Consider the following 25012-nt stretch of genomic DNA (forward strand, 5'->3'; position numbering starts at 1 on the left):
ACGAGGCGTTCACTCAGGCGTCGCCAAACCCTACTGCCAGCCGGGAACGCCGCGCATGTCGGGCAGCTGGTGAGCGATGCCCTTGTGGCAGTCGATGCAGGTCTTTTCCTTGGTGAAGAGGAAGCGCTGGTGCGCCACCGAGGCCCGCGGCGACTGCTTGGTGATGTCCATGGAATCGGCGCTATGGCAGTTGCGGCATTCCAGGGAATCATTGGCCTTGAAGCGCGCCCATTCGTGCGCGGCGAGCTCGAGCCGGTGGTCCTGGAATTTCTCGCGAGTGTCGATCGTGCCGAAGATCTTGCCCCAGACCTCCTTGGAGGCCTGCATCTTGCGCGCGATCTTGTCGGTCCAGTTGTGCGGCACGTGGCAGTCCGGGCAGGTCGCGCGCACGCCGGAGCGGTTGGTGAAGTGGACGGTCGACTTCAGCTCGGCGTAGACATTGTCCTTCATCTCGTGACAGCCGATGCAGAACTTCTCGGTGTTGGTGATTTCCAGCGCGGTGTTGAAGCCGCCCCAGAAGATCACGCCGGCAACGAAGCCGGCCAGCACCAGGGTGCCGAGCGCGAACACCGAGCTCGGGCGGGTCAGCACCTGCCAGAGCTCGAGCAGAAACGCCCAGCTGCGCGCGATGAATCCGCGCTTGGCGTTCAGCTCCGCGTTGGGATCGTCGGCAGTCGTCATCATCTGCGGCCACCCGGGCTTGCGCGCGACAGCAGCGTGTCGATGTCGGTGAAATCGTTGCTGACCGGCGGATTGGCGGTGTTCTGCGGCACGTGGCATTCGGTGCAGAAGAAGCGGCGCGGCGAGACCGAGGCCAGGAACTGGCCGTCGCGATCCATGAAATGCGTGATCGAGACCATCGGCGCCTGCGACTCGGCGGTGCGCGCCCGCGCATGGCAGGACAGGCACTTGTTGCCGTTGAGGTCGACCTGGTAGCCGTCGATATTGTGCGGGATGACGGGCGGCTGCTCCGGATAGTTGCGCACCTCCTTCTCGGAGGTGTTGCGGTTCGGCAGCATCGGCGGCGCCGGGCCCTCGTCGTTGAGCGGGGTCGGGCCGCGCAGGCCGGAGCTCACGGTCTGCGCCGTCAGCGAGCTCGTGCCCGCTGCGATCGCGAAGGCAAGCAGGATGATTGCGGATCGTTTCATCATGACATGTTCACCCGCTCGATGCGCACGGCGCATTTCTTGAAGTCGGTCTGCAGCGAGATCGGATCGGTGGCGTCGAGCGTCACCTTGTTGATCAGCTTCGATTCGTCGAACCACGGCACGAAGACGAGGCCGCGCGGCGGCCGGTCGCGGCCGCGCGTCTCGACGCGGGCGCGGATGAAGCCGCGGCGAGAGACCACCTTCACCTCGTCGCCGCGCCGGAGCTTCGCCTCCTGCGCATCGTCCGGATGCATGAAGCAGACCGCTTCGGGAAAGGCCTTGAACAGCTCGGGGACGCGGCGCGTCATGGTGCCGGAATGCCAGTGCTCCAGCACGCGGCCGGTCGAGAGCCAGTAGGGATATTCGTTGTCGGGTGATTCCGCCGGCGGCTCGTAGGGCAGCGCGAAGATGCGGGCCTTGCCGTCGGCATGGCCGTAGAACTGCACGTTGGTGCCCTGCTTGACGTAGGGATCGCTGCCTTCGCGGAAGCGCCACTTGGTCTCCTGGCCGTTGACGACGGGCCAGCGCAGGCCGCGCTCCCGGTGATAGGTGTCGAACGGCGCGAGGTCGTGGCCATGGCCGCGGCCGAATTGGGCGTACTCCTCGAACAGGCCCTTGTGGACGTAGAAGCCGAACGCCTTGGATTCGTCGTTGGCATAGCCCGGCTCGATATCGGTGACCGGGAATTTGTCGACCTGGCCATTCTTGTAGAGCACGTCGAACAGGGTCTTGCCGCGATATTCCGGCTTCTTGGCGATCAGCTCGGCGGGCCAGACCTCCTCGATTCTAAAGCGTTTGGAGAACTCCATGAGTTGCCAGAGATCCGACTTCGACTCGCCCGGCGCGGAGACGAGCTGGTGCCAGAACTGGGTGCGCCGCTCGGCATTGCCGTAGGCGCCTTCCTTCTCCACCCACATCGCAGTGGGCAGGATCAGATCGGCGGCGAGCGCCGTCACGGTTGGATACGCATCCGAGACCACGATGAAATTGTCGGGATTGCGGAAGCCTGGATAGATCTCCTCGTTGACATTGGGACCGGCCTGGAGATTGTTGTTGACCTGCACCCAATAGGCGTTGATCAGGCCGTCCTTCAGCATCCGGCTTTGCAGCACGGCGTGCGCGCCGGGCTTGTCGGGAATGGTGCCCTCGGGCAGCTGCCAGATCTGCTCGGTGTGGTCGCGATGCTTCTTGTTGGTCACCACCATGTCGGCGGGCAGGCGGTGCGAGAAGGTGCCGACCTCGCGCGCGGTGCCGCAGGCCGAAGGCTGGCCGGTCAGCGAGAACGGGCTGTTGCCGGGCGCGGAGATCTTCCCGGTCAAAAGGTGGATGTTGTAGACGAGGTTGTTGCACCAGACGCCGCGGGTGTGCTGGTTGAAGCCCATGGTCCAGAACGAGACCACCTTCGTGTTCGGGTCGGCGTAGAGTTCGGCGAGCGCCTCGAGACGGTTGAGCGGCACGCCCGACATTTGGGCGGCTTTCTCCAGCGTGTACTCCGACACGAACTTGGCGAATTCGTCATAGCTCATGTCGGTGGCGTCGTTGGGTTTCGCCGCGCCCGTCGCCTTCTTCTGCAGCGGATGCTCGGGCCGCAGGCCGTAGCCGATGTCGGTCTGGCCGCGCTTGAACACGGTATGCGCGGCAACGAAGTCCTTGTTGACGCGACCGGTCTTGATGATGTGGTTGGCGATGGCGTTGAGGATGTACAGGTCGGTGTGCGGCTTGAACACCATGCCGATATCGGCGAGGTCGAACGAGCGGTGCTCGAAGGTGGAGAGCACGGCGACGCGGACATGCGGTGCGGACAGCCGGCGGTCGGCGATGCGCGTCCACAGGATCGGATGCATCTCCGCCATGTTGGAGCCCCACAGCACGAAGGCATCGGTGGCCTCGATGTCGTCATAGCAGCCGGCCGGCTCGTCGATGCCGAAGGTGCGCATCATGCCGGCGACAGCCGAGGCCATGCAGTGCCGCGCATTGGGGTCGATGTTGTTGGTGCGGAAGCCGGCCTTGAACAGTTTTGAGGCCGCATAGCCTTCCCAGATCGTCCACTGGCCGGAGCCGAACATGGCGACGCCGTTGGGCCCGCGCTTTTTGATCGCCTCCTTCCACTTCAGCTCCATGATGTCGAAGGCTTCGGTCCAGGTGACGGGCGTGAACTCGCCGTTCTTGTCGTACTTGCCGCCCGTCTTGCGCAGCATCGGCTGCGTCAGGCGGTCGTGGCCGTACATGATCTTGGAGAGGAAGTAGCCCTTGACGCAGTTGAGGCCGCGATTGACCTCCGCCTTGATGTCGCCGTGGGTGGCGACGACGCGGTTGTCCTTGGTCGCGACCATCACCGAGCAGCCGGTGCCGCAGAAGCGGCAGGCGGCCTTGTCCCATTTCAATTCGCTCTCCTTCCGCTCGGCGGCGAGGTTCGCGGCGAGCGCTGGTGCCGGCAGGCCCGCGGCGGCCGCGGCGATCGCGGCAGCCTCGAGCTTGAGCATCTGGCGGCGGTCGAGCTTCGGCGATGTCATGATGGCTCTTCCTGACTCAGGCGGTTTCAATGGCGTGGAAGACGAGCGCTGCGGAATAGACGTTCGGCAGCGACTGGATGGTGTTGAGCATGGTGCCAAGGCTGCCGGCATCCGCCGCTTCAGCCACGACGACGAGCTTTCCGCGCGCGTCGCGGGCATGAATCTCGCAGCCGGGAAGCGCTGCGATCTCCGCTTCCAGTTCGGCAAGGCGCTCGGGCCGCGCCTGCACGATGATGCTGGCGATCTCGGCGCCCGGCGGCGCGATGACGCGGTCGGCGCTGAGCACCCGGCCGGTGATCAAGGCGCGGCGGTTGAGTGTGGCGTGAGCCATGATGCCTGTCTTTCGCTGGTTGCTGATCAATGCGGGGAGCGCGGCGGGCCGGGAGGGCCGGCGAACATCTGGTAGATCCAGACGCCGAGGCCGTAACTGCCGACGGTCCCGACCGCGAGCACGGGCATCACGATCGCGGTCAGGAACAGGAAGGCGAAGATCTCCATGCGCTTACGGCGCACGCGCGACGTCGTGTCGTCAGGGGCCGACATATTCGGTCTCTTGAATGCTGTGGGGAATCGTGACGGCATCCGGGCCGTCGCCTTGCTGCACTTTAGATACGTTCCACCCGACAACGCGTTGATTTGGATCAATGTCGGTTGGCTGCTTCTCGCTGCGCCGGAGGATGGATCGTCTCCCACGTGGCGGAATTGCGCATCCGTAGACAGCGTCGCCTCGCGCACTAAGATGCCGTTAACAACAATAAGCGGGAGAGCGACGCCTATGAAGTTCGGCATCTTCTACGAGCTACAGCTGCCGCGGCCCTGGGCGGCCGGTGACGAGCTCGCCCTCTATCAGAATGCGCTCTCGCAGATGGAGCTCGCCGACAAGCTCGGCTACGACCATGCCTGGGTGGTCGAGCATCACTTCCTCGAGGAATATTCGCACTCGCCCTCGCCGGAATCGTTCCTGGCTGCCGCAAGCCAGCGCACGAAGAACATCCGGCTCGGCCACGGCATCCTCCAGCTCACCACCAACCATCCGGCGCGCGTCGCCGAGCGTGTCGCGGTGCTGGATCTGCTCTCGAACGGCCGCTGCGAGTTCGGTATGGGCGAGAGCGCCTCGATCACCGAGCTCGAGCCGTTCGGCCGCGACATGGAGACCAAGAAGGAGGTGTTCGAGGAGGCGGTCGCGGCGATCTTCCCGATGTTTCGGGACGCCGGCTCAGAGCATCACGGCAAGTATTTCGACATCCCCTTGCGCAATGTCGTGCCGAAGCCGGTGCAGAAGCCGCACCCGCCGTTGTGGATGGCCTGCTCGCAGCTGCCGACCATCGAGCGCGCCGGCCGCCATGGCTTCGGCGCGCTCGGCTTCCAGTTCGTCAGCGCCGACGCCGCGCACGCCTGGGTGCACGCCTATTACAACGCCATCACCAAGCGCCTGCACAAGCTCGCCGACTACGAGATCAATCCGAACATGGCGCTGGTCTCGTTCTTCATGTGCGCCAAGACGGACGAGGAGGCGCGTGCCCGCGCCGACGGCGCCACCTTCTTCCAGTTCGCGCTGCGCTTCTACGGCGCTTCGCAGAGCCGCCAGCGCCCCGCGCCCTACACCGTCAACATGTGGGACGAGTACAACAAGTGGAAGCGCGACAATCCGCAAGCCCAGGAGGCGGCGCTGCGTGGCGGCCTGATCGGCTCACCCGAGACGATCCGCAAGAAGCTGAAGCGCTTCCAGTCCTCGCACATCGACCAGGTCATCCTGCTAAACCAGGCCGGCAAGAACAGCCACGAGCATATCTGCGAGTCGCTGGAGCTGTTCGGTCGCGAGGTGATGCCGGAGTTCCAGAACGATCCGGCGCAGGCGGCCTGGAAGCAGGGCGTGATGAGCGGCGAGATCGAGCTGGAAGAGATCGATACCGAGGCCTTCACCGATCGCTACGGCAAGCTGGCGATCAACGTGGCCCCCGCGAAGGCGGCGGCGGGGTAGCGTGTAAGCAACGACAGGTCCTGCTTCCTGGCGCTGAAGCCGGTGCGGTGAGCCGCGCAGGAGTGCGGCGTTTTGACCCGGAGCAGACCTTTCGAACCCTCTGCATCCAGCAATGGCTGGGCGCTCGACGTCGCTCTCCCTTGCGCTGCTTCACGCATATCGTCGTCCCAGCAAGCGCCCAAGCGGCGCGAGGAACGATTCAACACAGCGTGAGTTCGACCTCAAATCCAAGAAACAAAGCAAGAGGGTAACGCGATGACACGATCCGTGGAGGAGTTGAGACGGGAGTCCGAGCGTAGCCGCGCCGAGCTGGCGGCGACGGTCGGACGGTTGAAGGAGCAGATATCGGACACCGCCGAGGACATTCGCCACAAAGTCTCGCCGCAGCACATCAAATCCGAAGTCACCGAATACGTCAGCCATAAGACCCAGAGCTGGGTCGAAGGGCTCAAGCAACAGATCATGGACAACCCGATGCGCGCAGTCGCAGCGGGCGCCGCAGTGGGCGTTCCGTTGCTTCGGTTGGTGCGAGGTACGCCGTTGCCACTTCTCATGATCGGCGCAGGACTCGCCCTGACCTCGAAGACGGTGCGCGATCGTGCTGCAGACGTCACCGGCCCGGTCTTGGACAAAGCCGGGCACATGCTTGAGGGGGTGGCCGAGGGCGCACGGGCGATGCAGGGTGATGCCAAGGAGACGCTGTCCTCCGCGCAAAGCCGAACCGCTGGCATGGCTGATGACGCGCAGGAGAAGGCCGCCGGCATTGCCGCTGATCTGCGGGAGAGCGCGGCGCGTGCTGCCAGTTTTGCGAGTGAAAAGCTCAAGAGTGGCATGAATGCAACCAGGGATGCCGCCGCGAGCGCGCCTGACCAGGCCCGGCAGACCATTGGTGACAATGCTGCGCTCATCGGCGGCCTGGGCCTCGCGATCGGCGCCATCATTGCGGCTGCTCTTCCCGAGACCAAGGTCGAAGCTAAGGTTATGGGCCGGACGAGCGACGGGGTGAAGCAGGCTGCTGCCGCCGCGGCGCAATCCGGGTTCGAGGCCGCGAGAGACGCCACCACGTCGGCGGCCGATGCTGCGGCGCAAAGGGTCGCCGATGCTGATCTCGGCACCCATGCCAGCCGCATGACGCAGAACATGGCGGACACTCTGAAGGAGGCTGCGGACGACTTGGTCAAAGCTGCCTTTAGCCCCTCTCCATCCAACACCTGAAGGAAACCATCATGAGCGATTTGGACCCGCGCAACGTGACGCAGTTCGCAAAGAACCAGGACAAGGGCACCGCGAAGGACATGAAAGAGCAGATCGGCGATGCCGGAGCGGAGATGAAGCAGCGCGCCGGCGATGCGTTCCGGGCATCGGCCGACGTCGCGCGAGACAAGTTCGGCGAGGCCGCGGATGCAGCAAAGGGCGTTGCGGACGGAACCATGGACCAGATCCAGAGCCAGGCGCGCGAACAGCAGCGATCGGGCGCCGATTTCGTCGAGCGCCTCGCGGGCAACATCCGCGAGGCCGGCCGGGCTTTCGAGAGCGACGTACCGTTCGCCGCACGCGGCATCGGTTCGGCGGCGGACTATGTCGAGGATGCCGCCCGGAAGATCCGGGACGGAAGTTTCCGAGATCTTGTCGCAGGCGCGACCGATTTCGCCAAACGTCAGCCGGCCGCCTTTCTTGGCATATCGGTGCTGGCTGGCTTCGCGGCCGTTCGCTTCCTGAAGGCATCGGGCGGACAATCGTCATCCCAAGGGCAGCGCAACACCCCCGGCAGCACGTCGGGGAGCGGGCAAATGTCGGGTGGGAGCTCTTTTTCGGCGGGAGAGCAAAACTGGAATCGGGAGTCCGGGACCCGTAACCCCCATACGCAACAATCCTCATCCTTCCAGGGCAGCACGTTACCATGAGCATCGAGCGCGATATCAAAACCAGCAAAAGCGAGTTCAGGGAAATCTCGACGCTGCTCGGCGATGCCATGTCGCAGTTCGCCAAGCTGTTCCAGAACGAGATCGACCTGGCAAAGGCAGAACTTGGCGAGAAGCTCCAGAAGATCGGCGGCGCCGTCGGCTTGATCGTAGCCGGCGCCGTTCTGGTGATCCCGGCCATCGTCATGGCCTTATTCGCTCTATCCGCCGCATTGATCTCCGCAGGATGGTCGCAACCGCTGTCATATCTGACATCGGCGGTCATCGCTGCGGCCGTCGCCGCCGCGCTGGTCGCCATGGGCATGAACCGGCTTGATATGCGTCAGCTGGCTCCCCGCGAAACGATCGGCCAGCTGGAAAAAGACAAGGACACCGTGAAGGGAATGGTGCGATGAGCAGCACAAAGATCAGCTTTATCGACAATCTAGTAACGGCTGCCAGGGACAACCCGCTCGCCGCGGCGCTCATCGGAGGCGGCGCGCTTTGGCTGTTGGCCGGAGACCAGAGGCTGAAGACTGTGGCGCGTTCCGCCGCCGAGGCCGTCGAACCTGTTGCCGATATCGGGACGAGTGGTTTCAGGTCGGCAGCATCCGCGATCAAGCAGACCGTGGCGCCGCCGACCGCCCCCGAAATGGACAACGACGGCTCGCAACGGTTCGGGGAGACCCTGCGTGGCGCGACCGCCGCCGCTTCCGATACTGTGTCGCAGGCCGCCGAGGGCGTCCGGGATCGTTTCGACGAGGGCGTCGCCTTCGCGCAGGAGCAATTCAGCAAGCTGGGCAATGCGCTTCCGAACAAGGACACCATGACGAGTGCGAAGTCGTCACTGGCGGACATGCTGGAGCGGCAACCCCTCGTGCTGGGGGTCGTGGGCATCGCAATTGGTGCGGCCGTGGCGGGCGCGTTCCGCGCCTCCGAGATCGAGAACCAGTATATCGGAGACGTCAGCGACGACGTGAAGGCTGACCTGAACCGGCGCGCCGGTGCGGTCTCGCAGGCCCTGCGTGAAGCCTCGGACACGGTTGTCTCGGAAATCAGCGATACCGGCGCCGAAATTGTGGACCGAGTCAAGCAGGCCGGGATGGACGCCGCGGCAGCTGCCCGGGCCGAGGTGAAGGCTCCGTAATGAGGCGAGGGAGAGCGGGGTGCGTTGGCCACACCCCGCTCTGGTTGGGTGATCAGGCAGGTGGGTTGTCCTGAAGGCGAACCTAATCCCAGTATGGAATGGCCGGACGGGCGATCATCAGCCAGAAGATCATCAGCACGGCCGCGAAAGCCGGAAAGCCGAAGGCGAACCACCACCAGAAGAGACGGTGATAGCGGGCGGGCAGCTTGCCGTTGGTCGCGACCGCCGCGACGGCGAGATCGCGCATCTGCATCTGCATCCACACCACCGGCAGCCAGAAGGCGCCGATCACGAGATACAATGCAATCGACGCCGCCACCCAGCCGTCGCCGAGGGAATACCCGCTCGACCAGGTGAGCCATGTCCCGGTGATCGGCTGCAGGATCACGGCACTCGCCGTGAACAGGAAGTCGGCCAGCACCACCGTCCGCGCGACGCCCGCGATTTCGCGCGGGTCGCCGCGCAGATGCGCCACCAGCATGAAGAAGGCGATGCCGGCCCCGGTGCCGAGCAGCACGGCAGCACCGATGATGTGCGCCATCTTCACGAGGAAGTAGAGCATCAGCGATCCTCCCGGATCGCCATGGCGACCAGATTGAGCATGATCACCGGCCAGATCTTCAGCATCGGTCCCAGCGGATCGGCCCACAGCCGCGGCACCAGGACGGTGCCGATCACGGCATAGGTGAGCGAGATGATCAGTGCGGCCCAGAGTCCGTAGCGGCTCAGGGGTCGCCAGAGAATGGCGATGCCGATGACGATGTCGGCGAGCGCGCCCGCGGTGACGACGAGCGCCGCGACGTTCCCTTGCAGCCCGCCTTCAAGCAGCAACGACATGCCGATGTTCCAGCCCGCGCTCAGCGAGATGATGCCGGTGGCGATCCAGAACGCGCCGAAGACGCCAAAGATCAGCGGCTTGAGCGCATACAGCTGAGCAAACCAGCGTTCCTGCACCGACGCAGGCTCGCGTGCGAGCGCGACTTCGAGATGGCGCGATGGAGTGCCGGTCAATCGACGCCAGGGCTCGGGATCGCCGGTCGCACCGCGGCGCATTTCCGCCTGTGCCGTCGTGTTGATGGGCGTTGGCCATCCCAGCATCTGCGCAACGTCGCCCGCACGATAGGCAATTGAAGCCGCCCAGCGCGGCAGCTGCAGGCGATAGGCCGGGCGCCAGCGCAGCCAGGCGCGAAACAGCGCGACCGCATCGCTGAAGGCGATCCGCCGCGGGCCGGCCAGATCGACCGCGACCCGTGAAGGCGCGCCGGGCTGCAGGAAGAACAGCACGGTCTCAACGACGTCGTCGAGATGCACCGGTTGAATCGCCGCCGTGTCCGGCATGACCGGTAGAACCGGCAGCGCCGCCAGCCCGCGCAGCAGCGCGCTGCCGCCGTAGGCGGGCCGGCCGATTACGACGGAGGGTCGCAGGATGACCCAATCGAGGTCGCGTGCCATCAAGGCGGCTTCGCCCTCGCGCTTGGTGCGGGAAAAATCGCTGAGCGCATCATTGCTGCCGATTGCCGAGAACAGGATGACCCTGCGGACCCCGGCGGTCTCGCAGGCCGCATAGAGCGCCGCGCTGCCGGCGACATGAACGCCTTGCATGTCCTGTCCCTGCAGCGCACCCGCTGCATTGATCACGGCATCGACGCCGGCGAGAAGGCCCTTCCATTTCGACGCATCGGTGGTTCGGGCGACATCGAGCGTGATGTGGCGAGGATCGTGCGTCGCCGCGGGATGGCGCGACACCAAGATGCAGTCATGTCCTTCGGCGGACAGCCTGGCGTGGATCGCCGATCCGATAAGTCCTGTAGCCCCGACGAGAAGGATGCGCATCGACTGATCCTTCGATGGGCGGCCTGGGCAACGCCTTGATCAAGCCTTGAAGATACGGACCAATAAAGCGGGGCTGCAATCGTTCCTCGCGGGGGAACTGATGGGTTTGGCTGCAGGCAGAGAATCGGACACCTCGCCCCGCGCAGCTCCCTTGAAACTACTGGCGGATGATCGAAAGGGTACGGAGCGACGCAGCGGCGTGATCCGCGAATGCCCTCACAGCCGGTGTGGTGCGCCGGGAACCGGGAATGACGACTTGAACCGGTACGGCCGGCGGCTCATAGGCCGGAAGAAGACGCACGAGCTTGCCCGACGAAATCTCGGCTTCGACCTGATAGGATAAAAGTCGAGCGATGCCTTGGCCCGATGTCACGGCGGCAATGACCGTGTCGAGATCTGTCGTCATGAGGCGCGGCATCATGCGAACCGTGTGCAAGCGACCTCGATTCTGAAAACGCAGTTCGGTCGGCCCCGCAAATCCGGAAAAGAACACGACATCGTGCTTCGGTATGTCTCGCGGATGTCGAAGCTCAGGTTGCTTGCGCAAGTAGGAAGGGCTGGCCACCAGGACGCGACGGACCGACCCCACTGATCTGACGACGAGGCGCGAGTCGCGCGGCTGACCTATCCTGACCGCAACATCGATGCCTTCACTGATCAGGTCGAGCGATCTTTCACCCATGACGAGCTCGATACGGATCGCCGGATGAGCGTCAAGGAAGCTCGATACGATCGGAGCGACATGACGGCGTCCGAAGATGGTGGGAGCGGCTATTCGCAGGATACCGTGCAGCGGAGCCCCCTCCGTCTCGACAAGCCTGCTCATGACGGTCGAGTAGCCGTTGACCAGCTCGCGGGCGCGCTCAGCAAAGTGGCGTCCGGCATCCGTCGGTGCAAGACGGCGGGTTGTTCGCTCCACCAATCGTCTTCCGACCCTTTCCTCGAGGGCCGCAAGCGCGCGAGTGACCGCGGGAGGCGAACGCTTCAATCGCTTTGCTGCGCCTACCAGACTTCCAACTTCAACTATCGCGACGAATGTCGCAAGTTCATCGAGCCTGTCCATCGGATCATTCCCCGAAATGGAATTGTGACTTTCAGCATTAATTCTAGTGCAATTCAGGAGGTCGTAATAGGCTTCGAATGCGGTCGGCCGCGGAGGCGATCATGATCGCGGCAGCGCGAGAGGCCATAAAGGCTGATAACGCAGACGCGGCGCTCGCGTTCTTCAACGAGCATTAGTGCCCCGCCTTTGTTTCGCAACACGTTTCGAAAGGTGCCCTCATGCCCGCAGCATTGGAATTTCTGTTGTGGTGTGTCGCGCTCGCAACGTGGCTGATGCTTCTTTGCGCGGTGGTCAGTGAGCGCTTGAAGCGGCTCTCAAAGCTTTTCAGTCGTCTGCGCGAGATTGCTTTCAGGCACAGGGTGAAGTGACTCGGTGGGGCCATCGGATCAGCCTCATCTGAGAAAATCGCGACGATGCCGTCTCGAAGGGCGAGGCGCAGCGTGAGACCCGCCAATGGCGTCTGCAACAGCCGAGCGGCCCTGGGCGGCGGTGCTCGTGAGCGCTTCCGGTAAGATTCCGTTGCTGCTATCCTCTCGCAAAAGAACGTCTTGCGGAGGAATACGGTGCGCCCCAACGGGATAACCCTTGATCCGTCGGCCGGCGATATCACGCCCGCGGTGCTCGCCATCGGCCGCTCCGATTTTCCCGATGTGCTCATCGACACGCTGCGCCGGCAGGCCGATGTCGGCCATTGCATGGTGTTCGCGCTGAGCCGGGCCGGCGCGGCAAGCTGCCTGCTCGATGCCGGCAACATCCCGATCGGCGCCGATCTCGGCGCCGCCTATGCCGGCCAGTTTCACGAAACGGATCCCAACCGCGATGCGCTGTTCGAAGGCGAGGGCGGCGCGCCGATCATGCTGTCTCACTTCGCGCCGCGCATGTACGGCGCGCGCTACCGCAAGATCTTCTTCCAGGATTCCGGCATCGTCGACAAATGTGCGACCGCGATCTGGACCGGTGACACCTGCTTCTACGTCAACTTCTATCGGATCGCCGCGCAGGGCCGCTTCAGCGCCGCCCAGCGCGAGCGGCTCGGGGCGATCGCACCGGCGATCGCAGCCAGCGTCGCGCGCCATTTCCAGGAGAAGCCGACGTCCGATCTTGCGACCCTGTTCGCGACGCGCAAGCCGCTCTCCGCGCTCACCCCGCGCGAGCAGGAGGTCTGTCGCCGCATCCTCGCAGGCTTCAGCTCCGAGGCGATCTCGCAAGGACTCGGCATCAGCCTGCATTCGACCCTGACCTACCGCAAGCGCGCCTATGAGCGGCTGGGCATCTCCTCGCAGAGCGAGCTGTTTGCGATCGTGCTGCGCCTGCTGACGCGCCAGCTGAACTAAGGCGTCGGCACCCCTGCAGCGCTCGACGAGCGGCTTGCTATGCGGAAAGTCGGGAACGATAGGGCGCGGTGAGCAGCAGCATGAACAGCGCTCTCTCGGCCTGGTACTTTGCTGCGGGTCGACTGGCTTCCCGGCCCTGCATCACCACCGCGCCTTGAATGGTGCAGACGCTCCAGCTCCATCTCCTGCGCCTGCGCTGCGCCAGGGTCACTTCGAAAATCGGAAATTCCGGTCCCGCCATTGCCGCCGCTTCTCGCCAGACATCCAATTTGGGCGGAGTTGAACCCGGCGGGCCGGCCTGTGTCTTCACCCATTTGGGTGAAGCGAAGTTTGCCCCTGCCGGGGCAGGCCACCGCACAAGTCCGGCGTCAATCTCTCAGCGGCAATTTGGGGATCGCACCGAAGAGGGCAGCTGCGCTCTTCTGGTTCCGCGTTCCCGTCTTGGCGAGGACGGCCTTGACCTGCGTGCGGATGGTTTCGCGGCTGAGCCCGTGATGCGCGGCGATATCGCCGATCGTCTGTCCTTGCGCAATTCCGCGCGCAACGCGCGCCTCGCTCGGGGTGAGATCGAATAGGCCACGAATGAGGGCAAGGCTCGGTGCCTGCGAGGCGGCGACCGGCGTTGCGATGAGGAGGCCAACCGCCCCATCGAAGAGATCGCGGGCTTCGCCCGGCATCGACACGAGATGAAGCACTACCCGATCGAGATCGCTGCTGCGACGCGCCGCAAAGGAGCACACGGCCTTGTCCGGCGCATCGAGTTGAGCGAGGCCAGCGCGCAGCAGGGTGTCGGCCGCGCGGTCCTTGATGGCGATCCGGTCCTTCGGCAGCCATTGCAGAACGTCGGTCATGCCTTCGATCAAGGCGTTGGCGGCCAGAACCCGCCCGGAGCGCGTGATCGCAAGGGCCGGCAAGCCGACCAGAGACAACGCCTCGGTTGCCGCCCGCATCCGGGTGAGGCGCCAGCGCGTCGACAGCAAAGCTGCCCGCGCGAGATGGGGGCGAAAGCGGTCGAGAAATTCGAGGTCCTGCCGCGAAAAGGCGGGGCGGCCGGCCAATCTTTCCATATGGAAGACGATGATCTCGCCGGACGGGCTGCGGACCGCCGTCGCGCAGGCATGCTCGAAGCCCCATTTCTTGTTCCATTCCACCCGATATGGATCGCGCTCCCATTCCTCCGGCGAAAACGCCTCGTGCTCGCCGACGAAGCCGGGATGATCAAGCGCAAGGAGTCGCGGGGTCGTCTCCGTCCGGCTGGAGAGGTCGCCACTCAGGAACGCCGAGAAGGCCTCGCGAATCGACGGCGACGCCACGGCGCCGTTCCAGACACCGGACCATTGATCGGAGTCCGAGGTGATCATGACCATGCCATGCGCGCCCGCGGCATGAGCGATTTGCTCCAGGACATCAGGCCAGAGCTCTGGAACGGTCGCTGCCTCGTGGATGCGGTCCACGATCTGCTCGAAATCGATGCCCGTCATTGCTGCGCTGGACCCATCAGATTCGACCGATCTTTCAGACGCGCGGCGTGCACTTCGGCAGCAGCCTTCGTGCTTCGCCCGCCCAAGGCCCTTGATACCAATCCGCTTCGGCGGAACCAATTGCTACTTTTTCCCAAGCTGGCCCGGATGGACGGCTAGCAGAAATCATGTCCATATATCAACTATTTGACAGGTCAGAGGTTGTCCCGGCGGCTTTCAAGGTCGGTCTGATTCCGTAAGCCGGGGGCAGCGCTGAATGGACCACGGTTCTCGGCGCATCAACCTATCGGCGTTCGCGGGTAGAGGAGGTGAGCATGATCCTCATATGGCTTGGAGTGCTCCTTGTTTTCGGCGGCCTATTCCAAATGGCGTTTCAGCCCATTTGGCGAGGTCGATTCAGTGGTGGGAAGTGGCTTCGCTCCGGACGTGACACGCTGGAGCCCGAAAGGCCCGGTAGCGGCTTCGGCGTCAAATCGAACTGGCCTGGACTTGTGATGGTCGCGCTTGGCGGCGCTTTCTTGCTGGCCGGAGCTGCCATCTGAGTTGAAAGCAGACAAAGGCCTGAGAAGATACAGGATGGCCGAACCCGTCGAGCTGCGCCAGTTCAGAAGGCAGGCCCTGGATATCGTGCTGAGCTGGAATTTTCTTCCAGAGGTGAATGATGCGCAACCCCGTCGCACCTTTGCCGAGTTGACCTCGCAGCAGTTCGACGCTGGCATGGTTGACGCGAGCGGCAGCTTGTGGCCCGCCTGTCCCAATCCATGGGGACAGACGGCGGCAACTGAAAGGCGCTAGCCTCGGCATCGAGGAGACCACAAGGGAGCGAAGCTTGAGCACCGCGCCGCGCATCGAGATCGACCCGGCTGCCTTCTGGGCCGACCCCTATCCGATGCTCGCCAAGATGCGGAAGGAGGCGCCGATCGCCTTCGTGCCGCAGCTCGGCTCGACGCTGCTGACGAGCCGCGACGACATCTCGATCTCCGAGAAGCAGATCGACGTGTTCTCGTCGCACCAGCCCGCCGGCCTGATGAACCGGCTGATGGGCCACAACATGATGCGCAAGGATGGCGAAGCGCATCTCGTCGAGCGCCGCGCCATGTTTCCGACGGTCTCGCCGAAGACGGTGAAGGGCTACTGGACCGCCCAGTTCCAGGCCCATGCGGATCGCATCATCGCTTCGCTCGAACCGGGCCGGATCGATCTCATGCGCGACTTCGCGCTGCCGTTCTCCGGCGAATGCCTGAAGTCGATCACCGGCCTTACCAATATCGGCTTTCAGGACATGGATTCGTGGTCGCAGGGCATGATCGAAGGCATCGCCAATTATGCCGGCGACCCTGAGGTCGAGGCGCGCTGTCATGCGGCAACCGCGGGCATCGACGCCGCGATCGACGACATCCTGCCGGTGATGCGCAAGCATCCCGACCAGAGCATTTTGGGCGTGCTGCTCGCCTCGGACATGCCGATGGAGAGCGTGCGCGCCAACGTCAAGCTCGCCATCTCCGGCGGCCAGAACGAGCCGCGCAAGGCGATTGCCGGCACGGTCTGGGCGCTGCTGACCCATCCCGACCAGCTCGATCTGGTCCTGCGCGGCGAGGTGTCGTGGCTGCAAGCCTTCGAGGAATATGCCCGCTGGATCTCGCCGATCGGCATGTCGCCGCGCCGCATCGCAAAACCCTGGACCATTCGCGATGTAGCGTTCGAGCTCGACGAGCGCGTGTTCCTGATGTTCGGCTCCGCCAACCGCGACGAGAAGCATTTCGAGCGCGCCGATCAGTTCGACGTGCGGCGCGACACCTCCAAGAGCGTCGCCTTCGGCGCCGGCCCGCATTTCTGCGCCGGCGCCTTCGCCTCGCGCGCCATGATCGCCGACGTCGCACTGCCGACATTGTTCGCGCGCGCCTCGCGCATCGAGCTTGCCGAGGACGAAGAGGTGCGGATCGGCGGCTGGGCCTTCCGCGGGCTGCAGAATCTACCGGTGAGGTGGGAGCAATAGGCCGGTAGGTGCTCGTGGCACGTCGCCCGTCACACGTTCGGTGTCATCGCCCGGCCTGACCGGGCGATCCAGTACTCCGAGACAGTTGTGGTTGAATCGCCGGGCCGCGGCGTACTGGATTCCCCGCCTTCGCGGGGAATGACGGCGAGAGGGTGGAGGGAGCTCCGCGCCTCAGCACCCACTACGAAATCATGCCATTCTGCCGCTGTTTTGCCCGACGAGTCAAACGCACTTCGGATAATACGTAAGTCGTTGTTCTCGCACGCCCGGCTACTGTGCATGGGGTTGTTTTGCGACTTTTTATGTTCCGCCGGTCCGGGCCCGACCCAATCCGTGCATCTCTCACATTCGCGTGCAGAAAAATTCCATCCTCATTCGCTTCGCCGCTTGAAAGATTAATCACGCGCGCGGCATGCAGCGCAGTGCTCGCATCGCTATTTTCCCGGACGTCTCGACACTTCCGATGACGCGCACCATCATTCGGCAAACGTGAATGATGACGGCCGCACGCGGCCCGGAGTGTGGAATGCAGCGTCGAGACTTTCTGAAACTTTCGGTTGGAACTGCGGCCGCCGCTGCGTTCGCATCGCCTGCGATCGCGCAAGGCGCGGTGAAGGAAATTCGCATCGGCTATCAGAAGACCGGCGTGCTGGTCATCACGCGCCAGCAGGCTGCCCTGGAAAGACATTTCGCAGCCTCAGGCATCGAGGTGAAGTGGATCGAGTTCTCCTCGGGCCCGCCGATGATGGAGGCGATGAACGTCGGCAGCGTCGATTTCGGCGCGGTCGGAGATTCCCCGCCGGTGTTTGCCCAGGCCGCGGGCGCGGCGATCGTCTACGCCGCCGGTCAGCCCATCACCAACGGCCAGGGCATCCTGGTGCCGAAGGATTCGCCGATCCGCGACATCGCCGATCTCAAGGGCAAGCGCATCGGCTTCACCAAGGGCTCCAGCGCCCACAACGTCGTAGTGCAGACGCTGGAGAAGGCCGGCCTCACCTATGCCGACATCACACCGGTCTACCTGACGCCGCCGGATGCCGGCCCCGCCTTCGCCAATGGCAGCATCGAGGCCTGGGCGATCTGGGATCCCTATTTTGCGATCGGCGAGACCAAGCAGAACGGCCGCATCCTGATCAATGCGCGCGAGGTCACCAAGACCAATTCCTTCTACATCGCCAACCGCGAGTTCGCGAAGAACCATGGGGCGATCCTGCAGCAGATCGTCGACGTGACGACCGCGGCAGGCCAATGGGCCGAGCAGCACCGCGACGAGGTCGCCAGATCGCTCGCCGCGATCACCGGCGTTCCCTTGGATATCCAGACCGTCGCCGCCAACCGCGCGAACTTCGTGATCGGTCCCGTCACCGATGACATCGTCGCGACCCAGCAGGGCGTCGCCGACCGCTTCTACAAGCTCGGCCTGATCCCGAAGCCGATTCAGATCCGCGACATCGTCTGGCGCAACCCGGCAGCCTGACCGTGCCGACAACTCTTCCCGTTCAAAAAGGTCTGAACATGAAGCGCATCGTTCAACGCGTGATCGCAGCCATCGTGCTGTCGATCGGCATCGTCGCGGCCGCCGTCGGCACGACTTACGGCTAGGGGCAATTCATGAGCCAATCCAACGCCAACATTCTCTGGTTCCTGCCGACCCACGGCGACGGCCGCTATCTCGGCACCGGCATCGGCGGCCGCGAGGTCAACTTCAACTATCTGCGCCAGATCGCGCAGGCCGCCGATCAACTCGGCTATTTCGGCGTGCTGTTGCCGACCGGGCGGTCCTGCGAGGATTCCTGGATCGTTGCGTCCTCGGTCGCGCCGTTCACCGAGCGGTTGCGCTATCTCGTCGCCGTTCGTCCCGGCCTGCAATCGCCGAGCGTAGCCGCGCGCATGACCGCGACGCTTGATCGCGTCTCGAACGGCCGGCTCCTCGTCAACGTCGTCACCGGCGGCGATCCCGTCGAGAACAAGGGCGACGGCATCTTCCTCGGCCATGACGAGCGCTACGAGGTCACCCGCGAGTTCCTCAACGTCTACAGCGACCTGCTCGCCGGCAAGACGGTGAACGTCGAGGGCAAGCACATCCGCATCGAGGGCGGCAAGCTGCTGTTTCCCCCCGTGCAGTCGCCGCGGCCGCCGCTCTATTTCGGCGGCTCGTCCGATGCCGGCATCGACGTCGCGGCGGACACCGTCGACAAATATCTCACCTGGGGCGAGCCGCCGGCGCTGGTCGCCGAGAAGATCGCGAAGGTGAGGGAGGTTGCCGCCGCTCGTGGCCGCAAACTCTCCTTCGGCATCCGTCTACACGTCATTGTCCGCGAGTCCAACGAAGAAGCCTGGGACGCCGCGAACGAGCTGATCAGGCATGTCAGCGACGACACCATCGCGCTGGCGCAGAAGAACTTTGCCCGCATGGATTCCGTCGGCCAGCACCGCATGGCGCAGCTCCACGGCGGCAATCGCGACAAGCTCGAGATCGCGCCGAACCTGTGGGCCGGTGTCGGCCTCGTCCGCGGCGGCGCCGGCACGGCGCTGGTCGGCGACGCCCAGACCGTGGCGGCCCGCATCAAGGAGTACCAGGATCTCGGCATCGATACCTTCATCATGTCGGGCTATCCGCATCTCGAGGAAGCCTATCGCTTCGCCGAGCTGGTGTTCCCGCTGCTCGCGCTGGAGCAGCCGAGCAACGTGACAAAGCTGCATTTCAACGGCGGTCCGTTCGGGGAGACGGTCGGCAGCGATTTCCGTCCGCAGCACCGGGTGTCGCAGTCATGAGCCTGATCGACAGCATTTCGCTTCCGCGCAGCATCCGCCTGCCGCGGGCCGACGGCCTGATCCAGTGGATCGTGCCGCTCGCCATCATCGCGATCTGGCAGGTCGCGAGCGTCACCGGCTTCGTGCCGACGCGGGTGCTGCCGGCGCCGAGCGACGTCGTGCTCGCGGGCTGGAAGCTGCTGGTGTCCGGTGAGCTCGTCCGCAACATCTGGGTGTCGTTCTGGCGCGCCTCGACCGGCTTTCTGATCGGCGGCAGCATCGGCTTCGCTTTCGGACTCGCCAACGGCCTGTCGCAGCTCTCGGCCAGGCTCACCGATACCACCCTGCAGATGGTGCGCAACGTGCCGCATCTGGCGCTGATCCCGCTGGTCATCCTCTGGTTCGGCATCGACGAAAGCGCAAAGCTCTTCCTGGTGGCGCTCGGGGTGTTCTTCCCGATCTATCTTAACACGCTGCACGGCATCCGCACCGTCGATCCGCAGCTGATCGAGATGGGCCGCATCTACGGCATGACCGATAGCGAACTGTTCCGCCGCGTCATCTTCCCGGGCGCGCTGCCTTCGATCTTCGTCGGCATCCGCTTTGCTCTTGGTATCATGTGGCTGACGCTGATCGTCGCTGAGACCATCGCGGCCTCTTCCGGCCTCGGCTACATGGCGATGCAGGCGCGCGAGTTCATGCTGATCGACGTCGTCGTGCTCTCGATCCTGATCTACGCCCTGCTCGGCAAGCTCGCCGACAGCGCCTCCCGCGTGCTGGAGCGTCTGACGCTCTCCTGGCACCCCGCCTTTCAAAAACGTTGAGCAGAGATATTGGCAATCACATGCAGACAGCGCTTCGTACTTCCCTTCCCGAGACCGAGCTCGCCAGCCGCGCCAATTTCGCCCCACACGCGCGCGTGGTGCGCGAGGAGCGGCCAATTCAGGCCAGCGGCCTGCCGCTCAGCATCCGCGGCCTGCGAAAGTCCTTCGGCGACAACGAGGTGCTGCGCGGCATCGATCTGCACATTCCCGCCGGCCAGTTCGTCGCGATTGTCGGCAAGAGCGGCTGCGGCAAGAGCACCCTGCTGCGCCTGATCGCCGGCCTCGACAAGATCGATGCCGGCAGCATCAGCTTCGGGCAGGATATTCAGCCCGAGGACATCCGCGTGATGTTCCAGGAGCCGCGGCTGCTGCCCTGGGCCCGCGTGCTCGCCAATGTCGAGGTCGGCCTCGGCCGCGATCGTGCCTCAAGCGATGCGCATGCCCGCGCCGAGAAGGCGCTGATCGAGGTCGGCCTCGCCGACAAGCGCGACCAATGGCCCGCGGTGCTCTCGGGCGGCCAGAAGCAGCGGGTCGCGCTCGGCCGTGCGCTGGTCTCGCGCCCGCGCGTGCTCGCCTTCGACGAGCCGCTCGGCGCGCTGGATGCGCTGACCCGCATCTCGATGCAGCGGCTCCTCGAGCGGGTCTGGCGCGATCAGGGCTTTACCGCGATCCTGGTGACCCACGACGTCTCCGAAGCCGTGGCGCTGGCCGACCGCGTGCTCGTCATCGAGGAGGGCCGTATCGTCCATGACGTCACGGTTAACGCCGCCCGGCCGCGCCAGCGCGGCTCGGCCGAGCTTGCCGGCCTTGAAGGCTCGATCCTGAGCCACCTGTTGTCGGCGGACGATCGTACCTAAATAGAGGGAACCCCGCTTTCGGGGAGCAACGCCATGAATGTAGTGCCCCGCGAGCTCATGACCGAAATTCCCGTCTCGTCCGCCGATTTCCGCGGCGCCATGCGCCATCTCACCGGCGGCGTCAGCGTCATCACCGCCGGGCGGGGCAAGGACATCACCGGCATGACGGTGACCTCGGTCACCTCGCTGTCGGTCGAGCCGCCGACGCTGCTGGTCAGCATCAACCGCGACGCCTCGTCGTTTCCGCTGATCCGCCGCATTGGCGCTTTCGGCGTGAACATCCTCAATGCCGACCAGCTCGAGGTCGCCGAACGCTTTGCCGGCAAGGGCGGGCTGAAGGGCGCGGATCGGTTTGCAGGCAGCCAATGGGTGACGGCAGTCTCGGGTGTTCCGCTGCTGGTCGGCGCGCTCTCGGCCTTTGATTGCGAGGTCGAGGAGATAGTCGAGCGCCACTCGCACGGCATCGTCATCGGCCGCGTCAGGGACATCAGGAGCTCGACCCGCAATGCCGCGTTGGCCTATTGGCACGGCCAATATGTTGCGGTCGACCAGGACGAAGACGCGGCCCGGCTCGCCGATGTCAGCCTTCCCGCGCGCGGCCGGCGCGGCATTTGATCGCCGTCGGCGAGCCTCGCGCAAGGCTGGCCTTTTCCGCCTCGTCGCTCTAGAAGCGCTCCTGAGCTGTCCCGCCGTACGCATGGAGCGGAACGATGAAGCGCGTGGCTACCTTGATCTTCTACGCCATCGGCGCGCTCGCGATCGCCTATCTCGCGCTCTACGCCTATGCGATGTTCTCCGGCTCTCCGATCGTGCCGGGCGATCCCATCCACATCTTCCGCAAGCCGGATGCGCCGAGCTATTCGTAGAACTTGGTCGGTCTCGTAGGGTGGGCAAAAGGCGCCCTTGCGCCGTGCCCACCATCTCTCCAAGGCAGCAACGGAACGGTGGGCACGCTTCGCTTTGCCCACCCTACGGCACCTCCGTTCACCCCCGCAGAATCGCCAGCGCCAGCGCCTGTGCGCGCGGCACGATGCTGTCGATCTCCAAATATTCCTCCGGCGTGTGCGCGAGCCCGCCGACCGGACCGAGACCGCAAATGGTCGGCGTGCCGACCGCGGCGGTGAAGCCGGAATCGGCGCAGCCGCCGGAGAACTCGCCCTGCAGCGTGGTGAGGCCCACCTGCCTTGCGGCCGCCTGATAGCCTTCGAACAGCGCCTTCGAGTCCGCGCTCTGCACCACCGGCACGAACTCGCCCTTGATCGACAGCGTCGCGCTGGTGCCCGGCACGTAGGAGGTCGCGACGATCTTTTCGATCGCACTCATGATCCGCGCGCGATCGGCCGGATCGACATAGCGCAGGTCGATCTGCCCTTCCGCGTAAGGCGCCGTCGTATTGACGGACTGCCCACCCGAGACGAGGCCCACATTGAGCGTGATGCCCTTGTCGAGGTCGGTGAGCGCGTGGATTTGGACGATCTTGTGCGCGAGCTCGCCAATGGCGCTGACGCCGGCGGCGAAGTTGGCGCCGGAATGCGCGGCCTTGCCGGTGATGGCCATGTGCATGAAGATGCCGCCCTTGCGCCCGGTGACGACGTTGCCCGTGGGCCGGCCCGGCTCGGAATTGAACACCGCGCGGGCCGCGCGTCCCTCGCGCTCGATCACAGGGCGCGAGGAGGGCGAGCCGATCTCCTCGTCGGAGGTGATCAGCACCTTGATCGGATGCGGTGAGCCGCCGAACTTGTGGAAGGCGGCGGCCACGAACACGTTCATGACAAGGCCGGACTTCATGTCGGCGACACCGGGTCCATAGGCGCGGCCATCCCGGATCGTGAACGGCCGCCGCCCGGCCTCGCCCTTGCCGAAAACGGTGTCGCGGTGCCCCATCAACAGCACCGGCTTCTCGTTGCTGCCGGGCTTTGCCACCTCGGCATGGATCGCGTCGCCGAACGTGCCGTGGCCTTCGCGCCGGAACGGAATGCCGTGCTCGGCAAAATGCCGCTCGAACCGCGCACCGACCGCATCGACGCCTTCCTTGTCGTAGGAGCCGGAATCGATGTTCACGACGTCGCGCAGCAGGTCGATCATCGCCTGCTTCTGCGACGCCAGCCAATCCGTGATTTGAGCTTCAGACATGTTGTCCCTCGCGTGGTTTTCGGGCGAGGTTATAGGGCGTGCCGCGCGGATGGCATAGTCACGTGGCGCGGTTCGGTCATGCGAAGGACGCTCTTGAGGTTCGTCATTGCGAGCGCAGCGAAGCAATCCAGTCTGTCGCCGCCGAGGGATTCTGGATTGCTTCGCTGCGCTCGCAATGACGGGGTGGCGGCCTGCGCCAAACGAAAAATGCCCGGAGTTGGCCCGGGCATTCGCGTCCGCTCGATGGTCGCGGGCGTCTACGCGCCCATCATCGGCATCCGCGGATATTCCCCGGGCGTGCCTGCGGGCGGGATCGGGATGCCGCCGTCGGCATATTCGTTGAGCTTGTTGCGCAGCGTGCGGATCGAGATGCCGAGGATGTTGGCGGCATGGGTGCGGTTGCCGAGGCAGTGCTTCAGCGTCTCCAGAATCAGATCGCGTTCGACGTCGGCGACGGTGCGCCCCACCAGTGCGCGCGTCACCTGCTCGGCGGCCATAGTGGCATGCGCCACGGCCGGGGCGGTCTTGGCGAGGTCGAGGCGGTCGCCGTCCGGCGTGATGATGGCGTCGGGCCCGATCTCGTCGCCCTGGGCCATCAGCACCGCGCGGTGCATGGTGTTTTCGAGCTCGCGGACGTTGCCCTGCCAGCGGTTGGCGGAGAGCACGCGGCGCGCCTCGGCCGAGAGCGGTCGCAGCGGCACGCCGTTGGCCTCGGCATATTTCTTCACGAAGTGCTGGGCGAGCTCGAGGATGTCGGCGGGACGCTCGCGCAGCGGCGGGATCTTCAAATTCACGACGTTGAGGCGGAACAGCAAGTCCTCGCGGAACGTGCCCTCTCGCACAGCCTCGGCGAGATTGCGGTTCGAGGTCGCGATGATGCGGATGTCGACCGGAACCGGCTTGGTGCCGCCGACGCGGTCGATCACACGCTCCTGGATGGCGCGCAGTAGTTTCGATTGCAGGCGGACGTCCATCTCCGAGATTTCGTCGAGCAGCAGCGTGCCGCCGGTCGCCTCCTCGAACTTGCCGATGCGGCGGGCGACCGCGCCGGTGAAGGCGCCCTTCTCGTGGCCGAACAGCTCGGATTCCAGCAGGTGCTCCGGGATGGCGGCGCAGTTGATCGAGATGAACGGGCGCTTGGCACGGGCCGAACGGGAGTGAACGTAGCGCGCCAGCACTTCCTTGCCCGTGCCGGATTCGCCGGTGATCATCACCGAGGCGTCCGAGCCGGCGATCTGCTGGGCGAGCTTGATCACTTTTGCCATCGCGTCGTCACGGTAGACCAGCTCGCGGGAATCGTTGGCGACGGCAGCCAGCACCGCGGCGATCAGCTCCGGATCCGGCGGCAGCGGGATGTATTCCTTGGCCCCGGCATGGATCGCGGCGACCGCGGCGCGGGCGTCGTTGGTGATGCCGCAGGCGACGATCGGGGCGTGGATGTGCTCGGCTTCCAGCCGCAGCACGAGGTCGCGGATGTCGAGCGCGACGTCGACCAGCAGGAGGTCGGCGCCCTTGCCCCCGCGCAGCACGCGCATCGCCTGCTCGTGATCCTCGGCATGGGTCACGGTGGCGCCGTTCTCCATCGCGATCTTGGTGGCGGTGGTGAGCTGGCCCTTCAATGTGCCAACGATGAGAAGCCGCATGTCAGTCTCCTGTCCGTCTGCTCGCGCCGTCGCGCGTCATGTCCTTGCGTGTCAGCCGCGTTCGGCCTTGATGATTTCCGTCATGGTCACGCCGAGCTTGTCCTCGACCAGGACGACCTCGCCGCGGGCGACCAGCTTGTTGTTGACGTAGATGTCGATGGCCTCGCCGACGCGCCGGTCGAGCTCGAGCACGGTGCCCGGTCCGAGCTTCAGGAGCTCGCCGACGTCCATCTTGGAGCGGCCGAGCACGGCCGAGACCTGCACCGGCACGTCGAACACCGCCTCGAGGTCGGCGGCGGCACGCGCCGCATATTCGTCCTCGTTGTAGCCGACGTCGGTGCCGGCAGGCGGCATCGGGCCATTGAGATCGGGCAGCGGGACCTGTCCGTCGGTGTCGCTCATGG

Annotated in this window: 28 protein-coding genes; 15 read left to right on the plus strand and 13 right to left on the minus strand. The window is 64.9% G+C overall.

The annotated features are described in order from the left end of the window. Positions 1 to 30 precede the first annotated feature (30 nt). From ACVWYQ_RS29630 to napE, 5 genes are read right to left on the minus strand one after another with little or no spacing between them, the layout of a single operon-like run. Positions 31 to 684, minus strand: coding sequence for a NapC/NirT family cytochrome c (locus ACVWYQ_RS29630; RefSeq protein ID WP_404538043.1), 654 nt, complete (start codon positions 682 to 684; stop codon positions 31 to 33). Further along, positions 681 to 1151: a nitrate reductase cytochrome c-type subunit gene (locus ACVWYQ_RS29635; protein ID WP_036022095.1), complete on the minus strand. Its 471-nt coding sequence runs from the start codon at positions 1149 to 1151 to the stop codon at positions 681 to 683. Before ACVWYQ_RS29635 ends, ACVWYQ_RS29630 begins: the two co-directional genes overlap by 4 nt. Then, a complete protein-coding gene (gene napA, locus ACVWYQ_RS29640; protein ID WP_404538044.1) occupies positions 1148 to 3661 on the minus strand; it encodes a nitrate reductase catalytic subunit NapA in 2514 nt (837 codons plus the stop codon). Before napA ends, ACVWYQ_RS29635 begins: the two co-directional genes overlap by 4 nt. Positions 3662 to 3677: 16 nt before the next feature. Further along, positions 3678 to 3992 carry a chaperone NapD gene (locus ACVWYQ_RS29645; RefSeq protein WP_157287402.1) on the minus strand — a complete coding sequence of 105 codons (315 nt, stop codon included), beginning with the start codon at positions 3990 to 3992 and terminating at the stop codon, positions 3678 to 3680. A gap of 26 nt (positions 3993 to 4018) precedes the next feature. Next, positions 4019 to 4204 (minus strand): periplasmic nitrate reductase, NapE protein, encoded by a 186-nt coding sequence (gene napE, locus ACVWYQ_RS29650; RefSeq protein ID WP_404538048.1) that lies wholly within the window; start codon positions 4202 to 4204, stop codon positions 4019 to 4021. 232 nt (positions 4205 to 4436) lie between these two features. On the opposite strand from napE, the gene ACVWYQ_RS29655 reads away from it, so the two are divergent. The 5 genes from ACVWYQ_RS29655 (at position 4437) to ACVWYQ_RS29675 (ending at position 8690) form a co-directional block, all read left to right on the plus strand. After that, positions 4437 to 5642 (plus strand): LLM class flavin-dependent oxidoreductase, encoded by a 1206-nt coding sequence (locus ACVWYQ_RS29655; protein WP_456726624.1) that lies wholly within the window; start codon positions 4437 to 4439, stop codon positions 5640 to 5642. 255 nt (positions 5643 to 5897) lie between these two features. Next, complete coding sequence (locus tag ACVWYQ_RS29660; RefSeq protein ID WP_404538051.1) at positions 5898 to 6857, plus strand: DUF3618 domain-containing protein; 960 nt, start codon at positions 5898 to 5900, stop codon at positions 6855 to 6857. 11 nt (positions 6858 to 6868) lie between these two features. After that, complete coding sequence (locus ACVWYQ_RS29665) at positions 6869 to 7546, plus strand: hypothetical protein (RefSeq protein ID WP_271541287.1); 678 nt, start codon at positions 6869 to 6871, stop codon at positions 7544 to 7546. Continuing rightward, positions 7543 to 7959, plus strand: a complete 417-nt coding sequence (locus ACVWYQ_RS29670) for a phage holin family protein (protein WP_157287398.1) — start codon at positions 7543 to 7545, stop codon at positions 7957 to 7959. The genes ACVWYQ_RS29665 and ACVWYQ_RS29670 overlap by 4 nt, the downstream gene beginning before the upstream one ends. After that, positions 7956 to 8690, plus strand: coding sequence for a hypothetical protein (locus ACVWYQ_RS29675; protein WP_157287397.1), 735 nt, complete (start codon positions 7956 to 7958; stop codon positions 8688 to 8690). Before ACVWYQ_RS29670 ends, ACVWYQ_RS29675 begins: the two co-directional genes overlap by 4 nt. An 82-nt stretch (positions 8691 to 8772) precedes the next feature. Here ACVWYQ_RS29675 and ACVWYQ_RS29680 read toward each other — a convergent pair whose 3' ends face one another. The 3 genes from ACVWYQ_RS29680 to ACVWYQ_RS29690 all read right to left on the minus strand — a co-directional run bounded on the left by ACVWYQ_RS29680 (position 8773) and on the right by ACVWYQ_RS29690 (position 11586). Beyond that, positions 8773 to 9252 (minus strand): DUF2269 family protein, encoded by a 480-nt coding sequence (locus ACVWYQ_RS29680; RefSeq protein WP_404538054.1) that lies wholly within the window; start codon positions 9250 to 9252, stop codon positions 8773 to 8775. Continuing rightward, on the minus strand, positions 9252 to 10523 hold the full coding sequence (locus ACVWYQ_RS29685) for an SDR family oxidoreductase (protein ID WP_404538057.1): 1272 nt from the start codon (positions 10521 to 10523) through the stop codon (positions 9252 to 9254). Before ACVWYQ_RS29685 ends, ACVWYQ_RS29680 begins: the two co-directional genes overlap by 1 nt. 157 nt (positions 10524 to 10680) lie before the next feature. Further along, complete coding sequence (locus ACVWYQ_RS29690) at positions 10681 to 11586, minus strand: LysR family transcriptional regulator (protein ID WP_404538060.1); 906 nt, start codon at positions 11584 to 11586, stop codon at positions 10681 to 10683. A gap of 563 nt (positions 11587 to 12149) precedes the next feature. On the opposite strand from ACVWYQ_RS29690, the gene ACVWYQ_RS29695 reads away from it, so the two are divergent. Continuing rightward, complete coding sequence (locus ACVWYQ_RS29695; RefSeq protein WP_404538062.1) at positions 12150 to 12920, plus strand: helix-turn-helix transcriptional regulator; 771 nt, start codon at positions 12150 to 12152, stop codon at positions 12918 to 12920. A gap of 37 nt (positions 12921 to 12957) precedes the next feature. Here ACVWYQ_RS29695 and ACVWYQ_RS29700 read toward each other — a convergent pair whose 3' ends face one another. Both ACVWYQ_RS29700 and ACVWYQ_RS29705 read right to left on the minus strand, forming a co-directional pair. Next, positions 12958 to 13161, minus strand: coding sequence for a hypothetical protein (locus tag ACVWYQ_RS29700; protein WP_404538065.1), 204 nt, complete (start codon positions 13159 to 13161; stop codon positions 12958 to 12960). Positions 13162 to 13288: 127 nt separating this feature from the next. Next, positions 13289 to 14401: a helix-turn-helix transcriptional regulator gene (locus ACVWYQ_RS29705; RefSeq protein WP_271541302.1), complete on the minus strand. Its 1113-nt coding sequence runs from the start codon at positions 14399 to 14401 to the stop codon at positions 13289 to 13291. A 576-nt stretch (positions 14402 to 14977) separates the two neighbouring features. Between ACVWYQ_RS29705 and ACVWYQ_RS29710 the strand changes: the two genes are divergently transcribed. The 9 genes from ACVWYQ_RS29710 (at position 14978) to ACVWYQ_RS29750 (ending at position 21698) form a co-directional block, all read left to right on the plus strand. After that, complete coding sequence (locus ACVWYQ_RS29710) at positions 14978 to 15196, plus strand: hypothetical protein (protein ID WP_271541304.1); 219 nt, start codon at positions 14978 to 14980, stop codon at positions 15194 to 15196. Positions 15197 to 15230: 34 nt separating this feature from the next. Next, positions 15231 to 16397: a cytochrome P450 gene (locus ACVWYQ_RS29715; protein WP_271541306.1), complete on the plus strand. Its 1167-nt coding sequence runs from the start codon at positions 15231 to 15233 to the stop codon at positions 16395 to 16397. A gap of 526 nt (positions 16398 to 16923) precedes the next feature. Continuing rightward, the gene (locus ACVWYQ_RS29720) at positions 16924 to 17874 is read left to right on the plus strand and encodes a sulfonate ABC transporter substrate-binding protein (protein ID WP_404538069.1); all 951 of its coding nucleotides are present in this window, start codon (positions 16924 to 16926) and stop codon (positions 17872 to 17874) included. A 2-nt stretch (positions 17875 to 17876) separates the two neighbouring features. Then, positions 17877 to 17999 carry a hypothetical protein gene (locus ACVWYQ_RS29725; RefSeq protein WP_260344179.1) on the plus strand — a complete coding sequence of 41 codons (123 nt, stop codon included), beginning with the start codon at positions 17877 to 17879 and terminating at the stop codon, positions 17997 to 17999. A 9-nt stretch (positions 18000 to 18008) separates the two neighbouring features. Further along, the gene (gene ssuD, locus ACVWYQ_RS29730) at positions 18009 to 19172 is read left to right on the plus strand and encodes an FMNH2-dependent alkanesulfonate monooxygenase (protein ID WP_404538072.1); all 1164 of its coding nucleotides are present in this window, start codon (positions 18009 to 18011) and stop codon (positions 19170 to 19172) included. Next, entirely contained in the window at positions 19169 to 19975 is an 807-nt protein-coding gene (gene ssuC, locus ACVWYQ_RS29735; RefSeq protein ID WP_404538076.1) for an aliphatic sulfonate ABC transporter permease SsuC, read from the plus strand. Before ssuD ends, ssuC begins: the two co-directional genes overlap by 4 nt. A gap of 20 nt (positions 19976 to 19995) precedes the next feature. Next, a complete protein-coding gene (locus ACVWYQ_RS29740) occupies positions 19996 to 20832 on the plus strand; it encodes an ATP-binding cassette domain-containing protein (RefSeq protein WP_404538079.1) in 837 nt (278 codons plus the stop codon). A gap of 33 nt (positions 20833 to 20865) precedes the next feature. After that, complete coding sequence (locus tag ACVWYQ_RS29745) at positions 20866 to 21447, plus strand: flavin reductase family protein (RefSeq protein ID WP_404538082.1); 582 nt, start codon at positions 20866 to 20868, stop codon at positions 21445 to 21447. Positions 21448 to 21542: 95 nt separating this feature from the next. Beyond that, complete coding sequence (locus tag ACVWYQ_RS29750) at positions 21543 to 21698, plus strand: hypothetical protein (RefSeq protein ID WP_035999067.1); 156 nt, start codon at positions 21543 to 21545, stop codon at positions 21696 to 21698. Between the two features lie 118 nt (positions 21699 to 21816). On the opposite strand, the gene ACVWYQ_RS29755 is transcribed toward ACVWYQ_RS29750, so the two are convergent. The 3 genes from ACVWYQ_RS29755 to fliN all read right to left on the minus strand — a co-directional run bounded on the left by ACVWYQ_RS29755 (position 21817) and on the right by fliN (position 25010). After that, positions 21817 to 22965 (minus strand): M20 family metallopeptidase, encoded by a 1149-nt coding sequence (locus tag ACVWYQ_RS29755; RefSeq protein WP_271541319.1) that lies wholly within the window; start codon positions 22963 to 22965, stop codon positions 21817 to 21819. 257 nt (positions 22966 to 23222) lie between these two features. Beyond that, positions 23223 to 24608 carry a sigma-54-dependent transcriptional regulator FlbD gene (gene flbD, locus ACVWYQ_RS29760; RefSeq protein WP_025034232.1) on the minus strand — a complete coding sequence of 462 codons (1386 nt, stop codon included), beginning with the start codon at positions 24606 to 24608 and terminating at the stop codon, positions 23223 to 23225. 51 nt (positions 24609 to 24659) lie between these two features. After that, positions 24660 to 25010 (minus strand): flagellar motor switch protein FliN, encoded by a 351-nt coding sequence (fliN, locus tag ACVWYQ_RS29765; RefSeq protein WP_035704875.1) that lies wholly within the window; start codon positions 25008 to 25010, stop codon positions 24660 to 24662. Positions 25011 to 25012: the final 2 nt, after the last annotated feature.

This window comes from Bradyrhizobium sp. USDA 3397 (assembly GCF_054060965.1).